This window comes from Reichenbachiella faecimaris (assembly GCF_900176375.1).
Lineage (GTDB): Bacteria > Bacteroidota > Bacteroidia > Cytophagales > Cyclobacteriaceae > Reichenbachiella > Reichenbachiella faecimaris.
The window spans coordinates 1,450,097-1,466,878 of the sequence record NZ_FWYF01000001.1 but is presented as its reverse complement, the minus strand read 5'-3'; the positions used below and the strand labels follow the sequence as shown (position 1 = coordinate 1,466,878).

Annotated in this window: 20 protein-coding genes and 1 tRNA gene; 17 read left to right on the top strand and 4 right to left on the bottom strand. The window is 38.2% G+C overall.

Annotation, left to right across the window (positions count from 1 at the left end):
- Window positions 1-17: 17 nt before the first annotated feature.
- From B9A58_RS06105 to B9A58_RS06060, 10 genes are all read left to right on the top strand, one after another.
- Window positions 18-410 (top strand): hypothetical protein, encoded by a 393-nt coding sequence (locus tag B9A58_RS06105; protein WP_139793763.1) that lies wholly within the window; start codon window positions 18-20, stop codon window positions 408-410.
- Window positions 411-538: 128 nt separating this feature from the next.
- The gene (locus tag B9A58_RS06100; protein ID WP_084371515.1) at window positions 539-859 is read left to right on the top strand and encodes an ArsR/SmtB family transcription factor; all 321 of its coding nucleotides are present in this window, start codon (window positions 539-541) and stop codon (window positions 857-859) included.
- 1 nt (window position 860) lies between these two features.
- Window positions 861-1,361 carry an SRPBCC family protein gene (locus B9A58_RS06095; RefSeq protein WP_084371514.1) on the top strand — a complete coding sequence of 167 codons (501 nt, stop codon included), beginning with the start codon at window positions 861-863 and terminating at the stop codon, window positions 1,359-1,361.
- Window positions 1,362-1,365: 4 nt separating this feature from the next.
- Window positions 1,366-1,851, top strand: coding sequence for an SRPBCC family protein (locus tag B9A58_RS06090; RefSeq protein WP_084371513.1), 486 nt, complete (start codon window positions 1,366-1,368; stop codon window positions 1,849-1,851).
- Window positions 1,852-1,880: 29 nt separating this feature from the next.
- The gene (locus tag B9A58_RS06085) at window positions 1,881-2,258 is read left to right on the top strand and encodes a DoxX family membrane protein (protein WP_084371512.1); all 378 of its coding nucleotides are present in this window, start codon (window positions 1,881-1,883) and stop codon (window positions 2,256-2,258) included.
- Window positions 2,259-2,324: 66 nt separating this feature from the next.
- Window positions 2,325-2,666 carry a hypothetical protein gene (locus B9A58_RS06080; RefSeq protein WP_084371511.1) on the top strand — a complete coding sequence of 114 codons (342 nt, stop codon included), beginning with the start codon at window positions 2,325-2,327 and terminating at the stop codon, window positions 2,664-2,666.
- Between the two features lie 112 nt (window positions 2,667-2,778).
- On the top strand, window positions 2,779-3,882 hold the full coding sequence (locus tag B9A58_RS06075) for a hypothetical protein (RefSeq protein WP_084371510.1): 1,104 nt from the start codon (window positions 2,779-2,781) through the stop codon (window positions 3,880-3,882).
- Window positions 3,883-3,975: 93 nt separating this feature from the next.
- Window positions 3,976-4,983: a DUF2911 domain-containing protein gene (locus B9A58_RS06070; protein ID WP_176214694.1), complete on the top strand. Its 1,008-nt coding sequence runs from the start codon at window positions 3,976-3,978 to the stop codon at window positions 4,981-4,983.
- A gap of 129 nt (window positions 4,984-5,112) precedes the next feature.
- The gene (locus B9A58_RS06065; protein WP_084371508.1) at window positions 5,113-5,544 is read left to right on the top strand and encodes a VOC family protein; all 432 of its coding nucleotides are present in this window, start codon (window positions 5,113-5,115) and stop codon (window positions 5,542-5,544) included.
- A gap of 55 nt (window positions 5,545-5,599) precedes the next feature.
- Entirely contained in the window at window positions 5,600-5,965 is a 366-nt protein-coding gene (locus B9A58_RS06060) for a PaaI family thioesterase (RefSeq protein WP_221407819.1), read from the top strand.
- On the opposite strand, the gene B9A58_RS06055 is transcribed toward B9A58_RS06060, so the two are convergent.
- From B9A58_RS06055 to B9A58_RS06045, 3 genes are all read right to left on the bottom strand, one after another.
- On the bottom strand, window positions 5,962-6,750 hold the full coding sequence (locus B9A58_RS06055; protein ID WP_084371507.1) for an anti-sigma factor: 789 nt from the start codon (window positions 6,748-6,750) through the stop codon (window positions 5,962-5,964). The two genes, B9A58_RS06060 and B9A58_RS06055, sit on opposite strands and share 4 nt — an antisense overlap.
- Window positions 6,747-7,283 (bottom strand): RNA polymerase sigma factor, encoded by a 537-nt coding sequence (locus tag B9A58_RS06050; protein ID WP_317042059.1) that lies wholly within the window; start codon window positions 7,281-7,283, stop codon window positions 6,747-6,749. The genes B9A58_RS06055 and B9A58_RS06050 overlap by 4 nt, the downstream gene beginning before the upstream one ends.
- Before the next feature lie 111 nt (window positions 7,284-7,394).
- Entirely contained in the window at window positions 7,395-8,906 is a 1,512-nt protein-coding gene (locus tag B9A58_RS06045) for a T9SS type A sorting domain-containing protein (protein ID WP_084371506.1), read from the bottom strand.
- Window positions 8,907-9,270: 364 nt separating this feature from the next.
- On the opposite strand from B9A58_RS06045, the gene B9A58_RS06040 reads away from it, so the two are divergent.
- The 7 genes from B9A58_RS06040 to B9A58_RS06005 all read left to right on the top strand — a co-directional run bounded on the left by B9A58_RS06040 (window position 9,271) and on the right by B9A58_RS06005 (window position 16,481).
- On the top strand, window positions 9,271-9,708 hold the full coding sequence (locus B9A58_RS06040; protein WP_084371505.1) for a globin domain-containing protein: 438 nt from the start codon (window positions 9,271-9,273) through the stop codon (window positions 9,706-9,708).
- A gap of 25 nt (window positions 9,709-9,733) precedes the next feature.
- Entirely contained in the window at window positions 9,734-10,186 is a 453-nt protein-coding gene (locus B9A58_RS06035) for a globin family protein (RefSeq protein WP_084371504.1), read from the top strand.
- The gene (locus B9A58_RS06030; RefSeq protein WP_084371503.1) at window positions 10,183-10,545 is read left to right on the top strand and encodes a hypothetical protein; all 363 of its coding nucleotides are present in this window, start codon (window positions 10,183-10,185) and stop codon (window positions 10,543-10,545) included. Before B9A58_RS06035 ends, B9A58_RS06030 begins: the two co-directional genes overlap by 4 nt.
- 360 nt (window positions 10,546-10,905) lie before the next feature.
- Window positions 10,906-12,711 carry an ATP-binding protein gene (locus tag B9A58_RS06020; RefSeq protein ID WP_084371501.1) on the top strand — a complete coding sequence of 602 codons (1,806 nt, stop codon included), beginning with the start codon at window positions 10,906-10,908 and terminating at the stop codon, window positions 12,709-12,711.
- A gap of 16 nt (window positions 12,712-12,727) precedes the next feature.
- A complete protein-coding gene (locus B9A58_RS06015) occupies window positions 12,728-13,312 on the top strand; it encodes a LytR/AlgR family response regulator transcription factor (RefSeq protein WP_176214693.1) in 585 nt (194 codons plus the stop codon).
- Window positions 13,313-13,488: 176 nt separating this feature from the next.
- Complete coding sequence (locus B9A58_RS06010) at window positions 13,489-15,144, top strand: helix-turn-helix transcriptional regulator (RefSeq protein WP_084371499.1); 1,656 nt, start codon at window positions 13,489-13,491, stop codon at window positions 15,142-15,144.
- A gap of 215 nt (window positions 15,145-15,359) precedes the next feature.
- Entirely contained in the window at window positions 15,360-16,481 is a 1,122-nt protein-coding gene (locus B9A58_RS06005) for a carboxypeptidase-like regulatory domain-containing protein (RefSeq protein ID WP_084371498.1), read from the top strand.
- A gap of 191 nt (window positions 16,482-16,672) precedes the next feature.
- Here B9A58_RS06005 and B9A58_RS06000 read toward each other — a convergent pair.
- Window positions 16,673-16,757 (bottom strand) — tRNA-Ser (locus B9A58_RS06000).
- Window positions 16,758-16,782 lie beyond the last annotated feature (25 nt).

The following is a 16,782-nucleotide window of genomic DNA, read 5'->3' as shown; positions in this document are numbered from 1 at the left end:
ATTTGACTACATCCTGATTGGAAGATTCCAAAGTCATGTTGCCTAGCCCTAATCCAAGAAACATTTTTTTTATTGATGGCATAGGAGCACTGGTTTCCGCCATCTCTTTGGGTTTGGTGCTGACAAGTTTCCAACACTTGATAGGCATGCCCATTCATATACTATATTATTTATCCTATGCGGCCTGTGTGTTTTCTGTTTACTCTTTTGTTTGTTACCACCTCTTGCCGCGCAATTGGCGTTTGCTTTTGAAGGTCATTGCGACAGCCAATTCCATATACGGTTGTGGTACCGTCCTGCTGCTCTTTTATTTTTATAATCAATTACTCTTTTGGGGTAAAGCTTATTTCATCTTAGAGCTCATGATATTGGCTTTTTTGATTAGGAAGGAGTGGAAAACAAGCGTATAGCAGAATACTTAATACTTAGCTCTTACCGTCTATAGTAGCCACTTATTAAAAAAATCTTCAAAATTTTTGTGTAAGTAAATGCTTACGTATATTATTGTGTAAGTAATTACTTACATAAATATTGTGAAATGAGGCGAGATGTATTTCAGGCGATAGCCGATCCTACGAGAAGGGACATAATCAGTTTAATAGCACACCAATCACTCAATCTAAATTCGATTGCCGAAAAATTTGAAATGAGCAGGCCTGCTATTTCGCAGCACATCAAGGTGCTGAAGGAGTGCGGAATTGTGATAGTCAACCAGGAAGGGCGTGAGCGCTACTGTGAAGTACAACCCAGAAAACTCAAGGAATTAGATGATTGGTTGGAGCCTTTTAGACAAATCTGGGAAAGTCGATTCGACAAATTGGACAACTTATTAGAAGAAATAAAAAGTAAAAGCAACTAAAATGAACTTACACCAAACAGAAATTTCTAAGGACTTAGAAAACAAAAAACTCCATGTCTCTCGAAAGTTTAGTGCACCAGTAGATCTGGTATGGAGAACATGGACAGAAGCTGAACTGCTCGATCAGTGGTGGGCACCAAGACCTTATCAGGCCAAAACGAAAGAGATGAATTTTAGCGAGGGTGGCCATTGGCTATATTATATGGAAAGTCCAGAAGGCGACAAACACTGGTGTAGAGCCGACTACATATCCATAAGCGAGGAAGACTTTTATACGGCCAAAGATGCGTTTTGTGATGAAGACGGAAAGGTAAACGAAGACCATCCGCGGATGCTTTGGAAGAATACATTTATTGATCAGAGCAATGAAACACTGGTGCAGGTTCAGATTTCTTTTACTAAAGTAGAGGAGATTGAAAAAATTATAGAAATGGGCTTTAAGGAAGGGTTTACTGCAGCTGTTGGAAATCTAGACGAATTGTTGCAGAAATTAAATAGTTGAGAGGATGAACAAACACAAAACTTCTGTAGAAAGAAATGGCAGCGAACTCACACTTACCAGACGCTTTGATGCGCCAAGAGAGCTAGTGTGGGAGGCCTGGACGAATCCTGATTATTTAGCACAATGGTGGGGGCCTGATGGTTTTACATTATCTATTCATGAATGTGAGATCAAAACGGGAGGGATTTGGAGATTTATGATGCATGGACCAGATGGTACTGACTTTCCAAACAAAATGAAATATGAAGAGGTTTTGAAGCCAGAACGCCTTTGTTATCATAATACAGATGACGCTGAGGTGGATCCTATATCTTTTGTTGTTACTGTCACGTTTGAACCAATTGGTGAACAAACCGACTTGACAATGAAATTCAAGTTTGATTCTGAGCAAGAGTTGAATCGTGTAGTAGACCAGTTCGGAGCAATAGAAGGAGGAAAACAAACCTTAAGTCGTTTGGCGAAAGTTTTGGAATCCATGCCTGTCAAATAAATCGTAATCAACTAGTAAACATTATTTATATGAAAATCGCAACTATTATCATCCGCGTATTACTGGGGCTTCTGTTTGTATTTGCCTCAGGTTCTTATTTCCTCAATTTGGTTCCTGAGCCAGAATTGGCTGGCAACATGAAGACCTTTAATGAAGGACTAAATGCTGCTGGGTATTTGATGCCTACAGTGAAATTTTTGGAGTTGATCTGTGGACTGGCGTTTCTTACTGGTCGTTTTGTACCCTTGGCTACAGTCGTTATTTTTCCGATTACGGTCAATATTTTAGGTGTTCATACATTTCTTGCACCTGAAGGATTGCCAGTAGCTTTATTTGTTTTTTTGGCTAACCTATTTTTAGCTTATCGCAATTGGTCGCATTATAAGGGCTTGTTAGAAAGCAAATAAATTTGTTTTATGACTAAATTACGGGTGCTCGTTTTGAGCACCTTACTATTTCAACCCATTTAGTCTATGAATAAGCACAAACTTTCGACTGTCGTATTTGTTGTCAATGGCATCTTATTTTTTCTTGGAGGTATTGGATTGTTGGGGGATGGTAAGGTGCTGTTTGGAGCTATTCAGATAGTGGCAGGAGCTTGCAACATGGCCATACTGGTAGGGACTAGAAAAAGTCACAGAAGACACATAGTCAATCTCTTGATTCTACTCATGAATGTGATTGTGGCGGGATCTATAGCCTGGGATTATACCATAGCAGGAAAGCAATACATTCAGTACGCATGGCTTGTAGCTGCGCTAATGTCACTGGCGGCATTTGGTATTCAATTGCGCAAAGGAAATACAGCAGAATAACTTTTTGCGAAGTGCATTTCAGCAGTTGAACAGGATTGTATCAACTTGAACAAGGTTGGCTAACCAGCTTTTTATCAATGGTTCTAATTTGTAGTAACCAAAATAAAAAGCAATGAAAAAGGCAATCTTAGTACTACTCATTATTAACGCACTATTTACTCAATCGAACGCTCAGGAGATTCTCCCGATCGATACCAGTACGTGGGATTTTCAGGGACGTGGATATGTGATAGAAGAGTTTAAAGGCAAAAAAGCAGTATACCTGATAGGTGCCATGGCTTTGAAGGATACTAAATTTCTGAATGGCACGATAGAGTATGATATCTTTCTAAAAGAAGAGCGATGTTACCCAGGTGTTTATTTCAGATTGGCAGAGGAGAAAAATGGCGAACAATTCTTTATGCGATTGCACTTATCGGGATTGGAAGATGCCACTCAAGCGGCACCCTTAGTCAACAATCTAACGCCTTGGCAGTTGATGTTTGGGAAGCGTTATTCCTTTCCATATACGTTCAACTACAATGGTTGGACACATGTGAAAGTGGTAGTCAATGGCAAGAAGGCACAAGTCTATTTGGACTACGCCACGACCCCTCAACTGTCCTGGGATCTCACGATGCCAGTAGAAGCAGGAGATATTCTTCTCAGAGGTGGTCGAGTAACTGGCTTGCATATTGCCGACATTAAAATCGATCCTAGCGCAACCGAAATCAAGGATTTTAATCCTATAAAAAGAGAACCACTGGAGGGTTTGGTTCCTTCATGGGAAGTTTCGGATATGTTTGAAGAAAAACTGCTTGAGGACCCGTCCAATCTACAAAGTGTAATTGAGGCCAGGAAGTGGGGGAGGTCGGTCACAGTAGAAGAAGGGACAGCAGCCAATATTTCCAAAGTCCAGGATTTGTATAATGGAGAGCCTGGCGAAACCGTATTCGCTAAAATCACCATTCAGTCTGACAAGGATCAAATTAAACTCTTTGAATTTGGCTATAGTGATCGTGTGGTGACAATTCTTAATGGAAAAGCCATTTACAGAGGGACGAACTTCTGGCGGTCGAGAGACTATAGATATCTCGGTACAGTTGGGTTGTTTGATGGTGTGTATTTGGATTTGAAAAAGGGTAAAAACACCTTATTGCTAGCCGTTTCTGAAAGTTTTGGTGGCTGGCTAGTCACAGGAAGAATAAAGGATATGGATGGGATCAGGATAAAATAAATGGAAACCATGAGAAGGATAATTTTAATTGTCATAATAGGTGTGATTTATTCAAAGATGGGTTTTGCACAGGACGTGCAAAATTCGCGGAAGATGAGCCAGAAGGTAGTGTCTACCAGAACTATTGGGACAACAGAGGTAACGATTACCTACCACAGCCCTTTGACCAAAGGGCGTAAAATTTTTGGAGGTATTGTACCTTATGATTTTGTAGTGGAGGGTAAGGAGTATGCTTGGCGTGCTGGATCAAACAATCGTACAAGCATAATATTTAGCCATGACGTTTCTATAAATGGTAATCCACTGAAGGCAGGTGAATACGGATTGGTTGTGCTTGTTTCAAAAGATCAATGGACTTTTGTCTTCAGTAGTGATCTGAGTTGGGGAGCCTTTCAGTACGACCAAGCTAATGATGTTTTACGTGTGCCAGTGGCAGTAAAAAAAGTGCCTCATCAAGAATGGCTCAGTTATGACTTTATTGAACCACAAGCTGAGCAATTTGATATTAGGCTTCGTTGGGAGGAAGTCAGTGCGGCTTTTACTGTGTCCACTCACGTGAATACCAATATTCTGGCAGACTTGTATGCAAAGGCAGATAAATCTGCACGAGACTATAGAGTATTGGCAGTGGAAACTTTGGTTGCTGATCCTAGTCAGGTAGATCAGGCTTTGAAGTATCTGGAAGAAGCAATGGCTAGAATTGATAGCATGGAAGTACGGAGACAACAGGGCGAAAGATTTTCCATCACAGTAATGAAAGCAGACCTATTGATCCAGAAGGGGGAAGTGAAAAGAGGTGAGAAAATGAAGCAAACTGCTATCAATGAGGCTGAAGGGTTTAATATGTATTATTACGGATTGAACACACTGATGGTGAAAGGTGACAAGAAAGAAGCCTATCAGTTGCTACAAGAAAATATCCAAAAACACGAGCATCAATGGCAGGGTTATTTGGCCTTGGGTGAATATTATCTGCATGAAGGTGATCAAAAGCAAGTAGTTGCAAATTTCAAAAAAGCCTATGAACTAACACCCGAAAATTGGAAGAACTATGCTCGATACCTTTACCTGCAAAATAAATTGGTGCTGGAGAGGAGCTAGTTTAGGGAATTATTTTTTTGATTGTTAAAGGTATAGTATCGGCCATGTTAGGTCAGGTGCGATACCTTTTTTGGTAGAAAGCAAATAGTACTATTTTTGAAAAAAAAGACAGTAAATAACCATATTCAAATGAAGCAATCCATTGTGCACATCGCACTGGTCGTCAGAGATTATGACGAAGCCATTGCGTTTTATACAGAGAAGTTGAACTTTGAATTAATAGAAGACACTTATCAGCCAGAGCAAGATAAACGATGGGTATTGGTGGCTCCTCCTGGATCGATTGGGACCACCATTTTACTGGCCAAAGCATCTAAGCCCGTACAGGAGGAATTTATTGGGAATCAGACTGGAGGTCGAGTCTTTTTATTTTTGAATACGGATGATTTCTGGAGAGATTATAAAGATATGGTCGCTCAAGGTATTGAGTTTATAAGAGAGCCCGAAGAGGCAGACTACGGTACAGTGGCAGTATTCAAAGATCTGTATGGAAATTTATGGGATCTGTTGGAATTGAAATCAAACCAGCATCCTAATCAAAGAACTAAAAGTGTTAGATAACCCAATGGATGCTATTTGCAACAAGATCAGGACAAGCTTTTCCAAACAAGGTTTTATGAAGACGCTTGGAGCTCAGCTAGAAAATATTGATAGGGGAGAAGTCAGTATTTCCTGTTCGCTGAATGAGGGTGTATCACAGCAAAACGGCTTCTTTCATGCGGGTGTTTTGGTATCTATATGTGATTCAGCCTGTGGTTATGCCGCATTGACTACTATGCCTCTGGAAGCGGATGTATTGAGTGTGGAATTTAAAATCAATCTGCTCAGACCATCCAATTGTGATCAAATCTTAGCGGTAGGCACTGTGCTTAAGGCTGGTAAGACATTAACCATTTGCGAAGGTGAAGTGAAGGACAAAGACAGTGGAAAGCTGCTCGCAAAAATGACAGCGACTATGATTAGTATTCAGAAAAATGGCTAAACTTCAGTAGAGCCTACCACCTGCATAGTCTCTAGACTTGGGTCTTTGCTTCCACCTCTAGGTTCCACGGTCACAGCAAAGGCAGCAGCTGATGCCACTGACTTCATTTTGAGAAGGTCTGATTCATTGTCAAACACCCCCATATCTACAGGCACACCATCTACTATGGCCCAAAGTTGATACTGTTGGTCTTGCGTCAGGTCTTTAAGGTTTTGTATTTTGAGGTAAACATCTTGTGTGTTGCTATTCCAATAGACGGTGGCAAGCGATTCTGGCGAATTCTCCGTGCCGTTCATTGCTACTCTGGCAAAATCGGGATTGCCTAGTATCTCCACATCCGTCTCCAGGCTTTTAAGTCTTTGATTGACAAATTGATAATTATCAGCTACTTCTTGGTTTTGCGCGATCATGACGGCCAGTTGACCTTCTGCTGATTGCCATTGACTATAGAAATAGAAGGCCAGAGACGAGGCCAAAACAGCAATAGAAACAGATGCAGCTATGGCATAGCTGAAAGACTGTTTTTCATCGGGCATTTTAACTTCTTTGGTTTCCGAATTCTTCAGATCTAGCTGATTTTTGATTTTATCTTTCAACTCGGGTTGAGGGTCTATGGCCAAGCGATTCGCAAGAGCGCCCATGGTAGATTCAATCAAGTCTAGTTCTGCTTTGATCTCTTCATGAGATGCACACATTTGTTCGACCTCAGCCTTTTCAGACTCAGAGAGTTCGCCAAGTGCGTAAAGCTCTAAAATACCGGATGATATGTATTCCTCGATATTCATCTGACGTCTAATGTTTTTCTAAAATAAATCAATGCCGAACGCACTCTTGTTTTCACTGTGCCCAGTGGAAGATTCAATTCTTCCGCTGCTTCCGATTGCGTAAACCCTCCAAAATATACCAACTCCATCACCTGTTTTTGATTTGCATCCAACTGATCTAACAGCTCTCTAACCCCAATTCCATCTTCTGTAGAAGGGGTGCTTTCGCGATCAAGTTTATATACGGCATCGCCTACCTGATCGGATTTCCTGCGCTGACTCATTTCTTTAGAACGCAGTTTGTCAATGGCTAAATTTCTGGTGAGGTTAAGCATCCAAGTGAATAGTTTTCCTTTGGACGCATCGAAAGAATCAATCTTATTGTAAATTTTGAGAAAGGCATCTTGCAATACTTCATCAGCAATGTCCTGATCAAGTACCACTCTGGATACCACACCATACAATGCACCTGAGTAGTTGGTATACAAGTACTCAAACCCTTTTTCGTCTTTGTCTACAAGCAGACGAACCAATTCCGATTCTTGGATTTGCAAATGCTTTGTTTTAGCGATTAGTTAAAGAAGTCAAAAGTTAACTAAAAATTCAAGTAATGCAAGTTGTGATATACTGGAAGGTGGTTAAGGTTGGTGCTGCATAGATAAATATCATTTGCTTACGAATTGATGAGTATACTTGGTTCCAATACCTTCGAGTGTTAGTAGATAAGTTCCTGAACATAGATTAAGGCCATTTATTTCTATATTTTGAGTCGAAAAGCTTAGTGATTTATTAAATATCAAAGCACCCGATTTAGTGTGAATTTTGATAGCAAAGAAATTATTACTTTCATCAAATTTATTTCCTAGATCAAATTTGATGTTTAGTGATGTTCCATCAGTAACGGGATTTGGATAGACATTTAATTGAGGATCAAATGTTTGATTAGGTATTTCAATGGATTTGATAGGATAAGATTCTCTCTCCCCATCGTAGTCGACTTGCCTCAGAAAATAGTAATTGACCCCATAAGACCATTCATGATCCATTACACTATAATTTAAAACTTGATAACTAGTGCCACTTCCATCTATTGTTGCAATTCTGATAAAATCTTTTTTTTGATCATTGGAGCGATAGATCTCAAAATAATCGTTGTTGTATTCTGATGAGGTCGACCAGGTAATATTAACAGCCTCGCCTACTATAGTAACGTTAAATGATATAAGAACCACAGGTAAATTAACTCCGTTTTCTAACAATGTAGCTGTGGGCTCTACTGTGATTAAATCAGGATCATCTATGTCATCAGAGACATCTAAAATGGCATTGTCTTGAATTTCAAATGACGAATCTGTACCCCCACCATATAATCTTAAAACTTCCTCAATAATTACAATAGCATCTCCCGCAATAGTTATGCTGGAGTTGTTAATCGCAGGGCCGCCAGATGGCCCTAAACGAAAAGTGGCTATCTGCACAAATGCATCACCAGAAAACTCAATAGTACTATTATCTTGTTCTATTCGGGCGTTATCCGTTACCGTAAAACTTCCACCTGTTATTTGTAATAAATTACCGGTGCTGTTATACATTTTTAAATCATCATCAATTACCACAGTACCACCAGTTTGGATAAAGGCAGCTTGATCACTTGTAGTGTCTGTATATTCGATGTCATCAAATCCGGTTACGTTGGCGCCGGCCTGAACCAGTATGGTTGCATTTTGTGAACCAATATTGATGTCTTCTGAGCTTGTAGTTTGCGTGAGTGTAGTAGAAATGGTGACAATAGATCCGCTTAGGACATCTAAATCATGACCAATCAATATTGTTCCTCCTGTCATATCTATCACAGAATGATCACTGGATACAATTCTTCCAAATACAGTAATATCAGCATTGATAATTAGGTGTGCGTTTGCAGGAGTGCTATCTGTATCACTATCTTCCACTGTTATACTTCCAGGAGAAAAAATTGATGCCATATTGATCGTAGGAGAATTTGAATACAATTGAACGTCAATAATAATAGCATCTCCGTTTGATGGCAATACATCACCGTCCCAATTCACAGCGTTGTTCCAATCGGAATCTGCGTCACCATCCCAATATCTAGTAGCCGCTTCTATCTCTGTACTGAAGATTAGGACAGAGATAATGATGAGTATTGATTTCATAATTCTTGATATTTATTTTTAATCTAGGATCAAGGGTAACTGTTGTGTAGGAAAAAAAACATCCGTCATTGACGGATGTGTCTTATTTTTTGATAAAAGAGTGTTAAGATTTTATATGCTGGCTAAAGGTGAAATGTTTGACTTACTCAAGGTCTTCTGCTACAATTCTATGTTGGGAATTTATTTTCTGAGAGCCAAGTAAATGGCGTGCAGGGCTAATGCCTCAAGTTCTAATATTTTTTGCTTACCTAATTCTTACGTGATTTTGACTTGTGCTTACTTGTTGCTTACCTCCAAAAAAACATTTGGAAGGAGTCTAATTATAGCTTTGGGTTTTATTTCAATTATAAAAAGTAAGCGATAAATGACAACACAAGAAATTAGTACGATAAAGTCCTGCTGGGAGGTAATTGCGCCAAATGGCATTTTGGTTGCACAAAAATTTTATAAGGAGTTATTCGAAAGTAAGCCTGAATACCGAAGGCTATTCACAGGAGACATGGATAAGCAAGCAGAAAAATTAATGATGACATTGGGCTTTTTGATGGCCAACTTGGATAGGATGAGTACAATAAAAAAATCTGTAGAAGATTTGGGGAAACTGCACGCTAATCATTTTAAAGTGTTACCCGAGTATTATCCTCCTGTAAAAGTAGCGTTGATTTCATCAATCGCCTATTATATGGAGGAAGATTGGACGCAAACTCACCACAATGCTTGGGATAAATTGATTAATTCAGTTGCAACTATGATGATCAATGGCGCGAATAAAAAAGGGTTCAAGTGGAAGTTTTGGAAATAGACAATCGCAAATTAATTCATGAACTATGAAGGAACTTACTTCTCGTGAGATTCAGGTTTTAAAAAAATCATGGAAAGATATGGCTCCTAGATTGCACGAAATGACGGCCTGTTTTTACAACAATCTGTATAGCATAGATCGTGCTTTGGTACCCTCATTTTCAGATCAGTTGGCCATGTACAAACAGGCTGATAAGGCTCTCTATTCGATTGGTTTTTTGATAGCGTCACTTGAGAATTTACTCATAGCTAATGCAGGAATACGAAAAATATTTTCAGAATATGGGGCTACTCATAAAAAAATCAAGCTAAGTGATAGTTCAAAGGTGATAAAAGCTTTCATCCTTGCTGCTAAATCTACTTTAAGAGACGAGTGGTCGAATGAAACGTCAATTTGCTGGTATCGCTTGTTTACTATTCTATTAGAATTATTAAATAATAGAATGACATATACAAGACCTGAACACTTAAGAATATGAAAAATCCAAATGCATTAAATGTAAAAAAGTGGTGTATAGACACCATTGGTGAAGCGGGTTGGTTGATAATTGTTTCCAGATCATATCCAGAATTGTTGCAATGCGACAGGAAGATATCAATTATAAATATTAGTGAACGAACTGTTTTTGACCAAGACCATATCAATGTATTGAACAAGTATTTGTGGGAAGTGTATGGATGCGAAATTCCAGAGTCAATTAGCTCATTTTCGAGGCGAATGGAACAATATAGTGGATTTAAAATTGAGTGGAAAGATAAGGTAACGGGAAGGATGAAAATCTCATATACATTGAAAAGACCCATTAGTTGGTTCTCAGATTTGTTATCTAATAGGTAGTGAAAAAGTAAATGGAAGAGAAAAAGGAGATGCTAATAAAGGTGGTTTTTCTTAAAAATTGGTGCAATAAAAGACTATCCCCATTGGCTTGGCAAAGGGTAGTTCTATGCATGTATCCAAATTTAAATGGCTCGAAATATCGATTATCAGAGCTTGAACAGCCTGCTGCAAGTATGATGTTTGGAATTAACGAGTTCAATTTTTTCACAAAACCGCGTTGGAAATTTACGAAACGGACTTTTTGATGGGTATAAAGAAATTGCGCCAAGCGAAAATGAAAAGTACACTTTTTAAACGAATCAGTGATTTCATGACATCATCACATAAGCATTCAAATGTTGAGAAAATAAATTCAAGCCTATGACGAAGGATTTAAAAAATTTGATTTTGAAAGAACTAGTTGAAATGAACAGAAGAGTTCGTACTGGTAGCTGTACATATGCTCTGAATACCGAGCGAGTAGATCAGGAATCAGATCAACAAAATAAGGACATACTTCGGGCTCTGAAACGTCTGCAAGGATCGATTGAAAAAAAAGATATGGACGTTGGAGGTATTATATCTGATTTGAACCATGATAAAAAAATTGCTGAACAAGATGGAAAGGCTAAATCCGATTTCCTGTCAATGATTAGCCATGAAATCAGAACTCCTTTGAATGCAATTATTGGGATCGGTCATATTTTGATGAATGAGTCACCTAGAGAAGATCAGCTCAACTATATAAAAAGCCTTCGCTGGTCGGGGGAAAGTTTACTAGCTCTAATCAATGATGTATTGGATTTTAACAAAATTGAAGCAGGCAAGGTTGAGTTTGAATCTACACCATTTAATATTTTAGATGCTGTGCAGGGAGCTAAAGAGTCGTTTGTAATGAAGGCAAACGAGCAAAACAATGAACTTGTATTGAGAATACAAGATGGAATGCCAGAATTCTTAATAGGGGATCCAACTCGCCTGACACAAATTCTAAATAATTTGATTAGTAACGCAATAAAGTTCACAAAAAATGGCTGTGTTCGGATTGATGTTGGTTACGATGACAAAAGTGACGCTCATGTAGATTTAAAAATTGATGTATCTGATACGGGAGTTGGTATTGCCTCTGATAAGCAAAAGGAGATTTTTAAACATTTTAGTCAGGCAGATTCAAGAACCAACAGGCAATTTGGAGGTACAGGATTGGGACTTACCATCACTAAGCAACTCATTGAGTTGCAAAATGGAAATATTAAAGTTGAGAGTGAATTAGGAGTGGGTTCAGTATTTAGCCTGATCATGCCGTTTCAGGTTCCCGAACAGTCCATAATTCAGGAAAATGCAGCAAACATACATCCGAAAAAAGACGGGATTGCAGGTATCAAGGTACTTGTAGTGGAGGATATAGCGGTTAATCGCTTGGTAGTTGAGAAATTCATGTTGGATTGGGGGGTAGAAGTCGATCTGGCTGAGAATGGAAAAGAAGCCATTCACATGGTGATTACAGAACGATATGACCTTGTACTCATGGATCTACAAATGCCAGTAATGGATGGATTTATTGCGACCGAAGAGATTAGAAAGCTAAAACGGCCTAAGTATAAGTATCAAAAACTGCCAATTATAGCACTTACTGCGGCCTCAGTCTCTGAAATTAAAGAAGAAGTATTTGCTTCGGGTATGAACGATATTGTGACTAAGCCAATAAATCCTGTGGAATTGTATAAAGTTTTGCAAAAGCATGGAGGTAGAATTGAACGAGTGGAGATATTGGGCAATCAGAATACGAAAATTGAGCCAAACAAGTTTGAATATGCCGAATTATTAGATTTTTCTTATTTCAATAAATTGGCAGGGGAGGATATGAACTTCTTCAAGAAAGTGGTATGTATGTCTGTTGACGCATTTGAGACTTTTAGAATCGAATATGCGCAATCAATGAGGTCGCTCAATTTTGACGAAGTAGCAGAAGTCAGGCACAAGATCATAGCTAGTCTTAATAACCTGAAAATCAAGGAACTTTTAGAACTAATGGAAGAGAGTAAGGTTCTTCAAAAGAATAAAAATTCTAATCCCCAATCAGATGTTGAGGCTCACTTGAACGATGTAGATAAGGTAACTGAAAGAGTAATCAAAGGGCTGAAAGAGCGAGTATCAACAGTCCTAGAGGAATCAACAATGGTTTGATTATAAAACTATGAATATGGACTTGAAACATGATGAAGGTATTTCGGTACGAAAGAAATTTTCGAAAAACGAACTTTCTAGCAAGGAAGATGGTATGGGTCAACGGAGTGAAAAAAATCAGGCCAATAATCTGTACGATTCGCTTGACAAGAAAAGAGACGCTTCAATGGTTGGTTTGAGTTATCTGCTTGACGAACTGAATAAGTTTCAAGCATTTTCGACTAAAATGAATGAGTTAATAAGTAGAAACATGGATCAGGTAATTCAGCTTCATGAAAGGGACGGAATCACATTTGTTAGAATAAAGAATATCTTGCGTTTTGAAGCTCAAGGGGCATATACTAGAGTACATTTTACCAACTACTCTGTTTTGATTAGTAGACATCTGAAGCATTTTGAGGATCAGATTACTTCTGATTTTTTCTGTCGAATACATCAATCTCATTTTGTCAATCTTTTCTTCGTAGAAAAATACCTTAATCAGGACGGTGGCCAAATCCAGATGATTGATGACTCACTCATTCCACTGGCCAAATCCAGAAAAAAGGAATTTTTTGGTGCTATAAACAAATATCACAACAGTTTTATTTTTGAGAGGTAGTCCTCCGAAATTGATAATTGTATCATAATCCACTCTGATAATTTGCTTGGGGAACTGGCTTAAGTTCTTGCTTTTTTCTAAATTAAATTTCACTTCGACAGAAGCAAAAACCTCCCTTCCTTACAAATAAGTACCTTTAGTGTATCGTAGGATTTCTACCCTTTGTGATTTGAATTATGAGAACAATTCTTGTATTAGCCCTTTTTGTATTACCCAGTGTGCTGTATGGACAACTGGATTCGGTCATGCAACAAGCCGACTCGATTAGTGAACCAGATGAACGAGTACTGTGGATTCTCAGCTATGCCTATAGCCAATATTCGAATAGCCCCCAGCTCACCGAGGAACTAGCACTGGAAGCAAAAGAACTTGCTGAAAAAAACTATTTTGAGGATGGCGTCGCCAGGTCACATCATATACTGGGTATATGCTATTGGGTAATGGGTATGTATCAAAAATCTCTTGAGCATAATTTTCAGGCAAAAGTTATATATGAAAAACTTGGCGATGAACGTAGGATAATGCTTATTGATATAAATTCTTCCAACGTATATGGCGAATTGAAGGAAACCGAAGAAACAATAAAGACTCTTCGTTCTTTATACACAAGGGCAAAACAGCTGCAGGACAGTCAGATTGTCCTACTTTCTTTAAATAATGTTTTTCCAGAATATAGGAAATTGGGACAATATGATTCTTCCCAGATTTTAGCTCAAGAAGCCTTGGTTTATGCACATGCCTTGAGTGATAGTGGTATGTTATGCAGTATACACTGTAATCTAGCAGCTACGCTTAATGAAATTGAAGAAGTAGATCAATCCATTTCTCATGCTATGATAGCACGAAACATTTTCAGGAAACTGGATTCAGACAGGAACCTTAAGCGACTGGCTAATATTCAAACGAATTTAGCAGATAGTTATCGGAGGCTCAGCCAATTGGATACAATGAAGCTTTATATGGATTCAGCATTGGCATTGACTACCAAAATTGATGTTCCTTATTTAGAGCGAGAACTCTATTCTGGTTTTAAGGATTATTATATCAAGAAGAGCGACTATAAAAATGCCCTGAAGAGCTTGGATTCATGGGTAGAAGTGAACGATTCGATTAGCAGCGTGGAGGTGTTAAAGGAAGTCAAAAACCTGCAATTTCAGTACGAGAGTGAGAAAAAACAAAAACAGATTGCTTTGCTCAAGGCTCAAAAAACATCAGAAAGACTTAAGCTCAACACCATTTTGTTTTTGTCAATTATTATATTGTTAGGATCGGGGTTGTTAATTTATAGGCAAAAACTCAGGATAATAAAATCTGCCGGGCGGGAAAAATCTTTGAACAATAGTTTAGATCAGAAAAATCAGGAGCTTACGGCTAATGCCTTGAATTTTATTCAAAAAAATGAGCTTATGAATGACATGACAGATAAGATCAATGAGTTGATGAAAAATGCAGATCCGTCGCTATCGAATGAGCTGAACCGTATGAAAAACATCATTAAAAGCAGCTTTAGATTGGATCAGGATTGGGAAAATTTCAAGCTAATGTTTGAGGGAATTCATGGCGGTTTTTTCATGAGATTGAAAGAAACTTACCCTAGCTTGGGTAAAGCAGAACTGAAGCTGTGCGCGCTGCTGAGACTGAATATGAATCTCAAAGAATCATCAAGCGTGCTAGGCATATCTACTAATAGCGTCAAAACAGCCAGACATCGCATTAGAAAAAAACTTGGTCTAAACACAGAGGATAATCTCTCTGATTTTTTGATCAACTTCGACTTTGAAAGCCAGCAATTGCCAGCTGAGGATTTAAGTAAATTAATTGATATCAAATGATATGATTCGCTGACCAAATGTTGTCATGTCAATATTAATTAACGTTTTTTAGAAAGACTATTATATATCATGTTTGTTGGAGTAAAGATGGTTTGATAATCAGATAAGATTAATCAACTGGCTATTGTTTTAACTAAGAAGGTGAATCAAAAGGATTCACCTTTTTTGATTGTTGTGAGGTGATGCTAATTGGGCTCAAAAAATATGATAAGTGAATGAAGGCAATTTTTATGATTACAATAATTCTATTTGGAAATGCACTAGATGGCTTTTCTGAAAGTAGAAGAGTTAGAGGTAAAGTATTTGATGCCCAGTCAGGTGACCCACTTCCATTTGCGCATGTTATATTTGAGAACATCGGGGTTACAACAAATACAGATGGCAATTTTACCATCAATATAGAAGTTGTAGATGTCGTTGATGTGCCAAAGCTGTTGATTAAATATATTGGATATGAATCGGTAAATTTTGAAATAATAAATTGGGTGGAGAATATCAATATTGGTCTTATCCCATCAACAGAGACCTTGGACGAAGTATTCGTTATTACAGCAGAAACAGTTGTACGAAACTTAAATAGCCATCGACAAATTAACTATGAGTTTGAGGATTTGTTACTTTCCGCCTTTTACAAAGAATCTTTAGTCGTTAAAAAACAGTTGGCATATATCGCAGAGGGCGTTTTCGATATTTATTTACCAACCATATATAATAACGATCAAATTGAAATTGGTCTTAAGAAGACCCGAAAGAAAACTTTTGTCAATTTAGACTCGATAAGTATGCTTTTTGTCACTGGTCATGCCAGAGACATGATTAATGGATCTATGAGAAGAAATCATAGTTTTCTTGATACCAAAGAGATGAAAAATTATCAGTACTGGAAGGAAGGAGTAGAGCAATATGACGGCGAAGAAGTATATGTAGTTGGTTTTGGGCCATCTGGAAAAAAAGCTTCAGCAAACGGGCTGCTTTATATTAGTACCTCAACGTATGCATTGATTAGAGCTGAGTATTATCCGATTATTTCTAGGCAACATTTTTGGAATAAGGTTAAGTGGGTTGAGGAATATATTGAAGTTAAAAGTACGTGGTTGCTTAAGCAAGTGATCTACGAGGGGGCATGGTCTGTCACAGGGAATGAATATAATTTCCAAGCTATTTTGGATGTAACTTCCTTTACACCCGTCGACAAAAAACCTCCAATTACGGATGTTATAAATGAGAATGCAATTTTCTTTGATAGTGCAGATAATTTGGATGAAAATTTTTGGAGGAATCATAATTACATGAGTCTGAGCGAGAAAGAAAGATTGGAAATGTCTGAAAGCGACTAATAAGCTCAAAACTAATAGCTTTTTCTGATAGGCAAATTATTTGATCTAACGTGTCAATTGGAAATTGTCTACTGTTTTTTGTGAGTGGTCTTTAGGTCGTGTCTTGTAGTCGCAGTAAGTGTAACGGTGTTTCAGGACGGGACAAAATTTGAAAATAAGAAAGCCTTACACTTTCGTGTAAGGCTTTCTTGCAGAGAAGGAGGGATTCGAACCCCCGGTACCTTGCGGCACGCTGGTTTTCAAGACCAGTGCATTCGACCACTCTGCCACTTCTCTAGGTCGTAATTATTTCCATTCCGTT